The organism is Peptoniphilus sp., assembly GCF_034090345.1.
Taxonomy (GTDB): domain Bacteria; phylum Bacillota; class Clostridia; order Tissierellales; family Peptoniphilaceae; genus Peptoniphilus.
Genome location: NZ_JAXDSS010000051.1, coordinates 1 through 2,116 on the forward strand (window position 1 = coordinate 1; position 2,116 = coordinate 2,116).

The following is a 2,116-nucleotide window of genomic DNA, read 5'->3' on the forward strand; positions in this document are numbered from 1 at the left end:
TCTATCAACACAACTACACCCAATAGGACATTCATCAGTGCAATACCTATTAAGCAGCTCCGGAGCATTGTAAAGGTCCGCCATTAAAACTACCTTGTCCGGCTGAGGACACTTCACAATACCAAGCTCATAATCAGCCAATGTACTAGGATGAATCCCTAGCATTTCAGCAGCACCCTCACGACTTTTAAGTTTTTCATTATACCCACTAGCCTCAATACGAGCCTTAAAATACTTATTATCTCTTGAACTCTTACAATCCCTTCCCATACTCACCCCCTATAAAAACAACACCTATATACAATTAATCCCTATTTTTTCTAACTACCACAACCTGTACACTTTAGATATAATCGCCTAAAGGAGGTGATTATAAATGGACAGAATCGATACGCTTAACTTCCCTGACTTATCCAGCTTGTCTGACTTAACAACTGCTGATATGGCTAGTGGAATGTATAAAAGAATTCAATCTCAAATTAACGATTTATTATCTGAAATTAATTCAGACGAACACATGCTAGCCACTATCGATAACCTAGCAATAACAGATATTGGATATCACAATCCTCACATACTTATCTTTTATTGCATAGATTCTCAAGGAAATCAGGTTCGAAAATTGATTCATATAAACTCGTTAAATATGGATTTAACTGTTTACAAAGAACAGGATTTCGAGAAATCAAAAAGACCAATAGGGTTTTTAGGAGAAATTGATTAATATTCATTAATTCTTCTAAATTTTGATTCACCTGTTGGAGCAGGTGAATCATTTTTTTATCATTTTCACCCAAATTGTTTATAAAACTTTCTAGTCTTTCGACTTGTATATTAAATTGATCATTACTCATATGCCCATCCCCTTACTCCGATTTGCTAAAATAGCAAATTAATGATTAAAAAAATATTCTATCTCACAGTTTAAAGTGTTCGCTAAAATCGGAAGCATATCTGCTTTAAACCTATACTTCCCATTTTCATAATTCCAATATGTTGATGGGTCTTTAAATCCAAGAATATTAGCCATTTGAGTTGTTGAAATTCCTTTTTCAACTCTTCTTTCTTTTATTCTTTCTAAATTTAATTGTTTTAACATTTTTTCACCACCTTTTTATTTGCTATTTTAGCAACTCTTTAAATGTATTATAGCTTGCTATTTTAGCATCGTCAATATTATTTTTGTGATTTTAGCAAAATATATTTTTCTGTTTTAGCATTATGTTATAATCAAATTGTCAAAATGACAAAGGAAGTGATACTTTGGGAAATAGAGTAGCAGAATTAAGAGTTAATTTAGGTTTAACTCAAAAAGAATTTGCTAAAAAAGTTAATATAAATGATAGTGTACTTTCTCGTATAGAAAGTGGGAATAGACCAATTAAGGATGATGAAGCTATAACTATGGCCCGCTACTTCAACGTCACAACAGATTACCTGCTCGGAAATTCAAATGTCAAAAATACATCAGTAAAAAAAGATGATAATTTAGAAGAAGAATTTCCAGAAGGTTTAAAAATGCTAAGAAGAGCAAACAAAGAACTAACAGAAGAAGGTAAAAAGAAAATGCTAGAAATGGCACAACTTTTTATTGATAGCTTGGAGAAAAAGTAATTTTTAAGGGCTTGTTTTAAAATAAATTAAATATTTAGGAGGAAATATTATGGAAGATAAAGACAAAATATTTGATTTATATCAAATTTATAAAAATGATATAAATATATTTAATAAAGCTATATCTTATATTGATTCGTTTGATAAAAATGATGTATTTGACATAATATTTATCAATGAGATTTCTTTAAACTTATTTAAGTTAGATATAGCTGCTTTTAAAAAGCTATTAAACATATATTCTTCAGAATTTACTACAACTGATGAAGAAATAGAAAAATATGAGCTTGATGAAGAATTATTTCATAAATTCTATTTGGAATTAATTATTTTCTTTAATAAAGTATATAATATCCCGGAAGTAGGAGATTTCCCTCTTATTTATTCTAAAAATCAAATATCAAATTTTGATAGTTTAAGCTTAATAGGAACTGATGGTTTGCCTAATGTTTCTTTGATGAGATTTATAACACATGATAAAAAGAAGATATTCTTATCTTTC

The 2,116-nt window shown here is 29.3% G+C and carries 5 protein-coding genes; 3 read left to right on the forward strand and 2 right to left on the reverse strand.

Going from position 1 to position 2,116, the window contains the following annotated elements; genetic code table 11:
- The coding region (locus tag SOR77_RS04255; RefSeq protein ID WP_320635942.1) for a helix-turn-helix transcriptional regulator at nt 1-270 on the reverse strand (270 nt) is incomplete at its 3' end.
- A 106-nt stretch (nt 271-376) separates the two neighbouring features.
- Here SOR77_RS04255 and SOR77_RS04260 point away from each other — a divergent pair.
- The gene (locus SOR77_RS04260) at nt 377-724 is read left to right on the forward strand and encodes a hypothetical protein (protein WP_084230665.1); all 348 of its coding nucleotides are present in this window, start codon (nt 377-379) and stop codon (nt 722-724) included.
- 168 nt (nt 725-892) lie between these two features.
- Here the strand turns inward: SOR77_RS04260 and SOR77_RS04265 are convergent, their stop codons facing one another.
- Nucleotides 893-1,099 (reverse strand): helix-turn-helix transcriptional regulator, encoded by a 207-nt coding sequence (locus SOR77_RS04265; RefSeq protein WP_320635943.1) that lies wholly within the window; start codon nt 1,097-1,099, stop codon nt 893-895.
- Between the two features lie 164 nt (nt 1,100-1,263).
- On the opposite strand from SOR77_RS04265, the gene SOR77_RS04270 reads away from it, so the two are divergent.
- Nucleotides 1,264-1,614, forward strand: coding sequence for a helix-turn-helix domain-containing protein (locus tag SOR77_RS04270; protein WP_320635944.1), 351 nt, complete (start codon nt 1,264-1,266; stop codon nt 1,612-1,614).
- Nucleotides 1,615-1,663: 49 nt separating this feature from the next.
- The coding region (locus SOR77_RS04275; RefSeq protein WP_320635945.1) for a hypothetical protein at nt 1,664-2,116 on the forward strand (453 nt) is incomplete at its 3' end.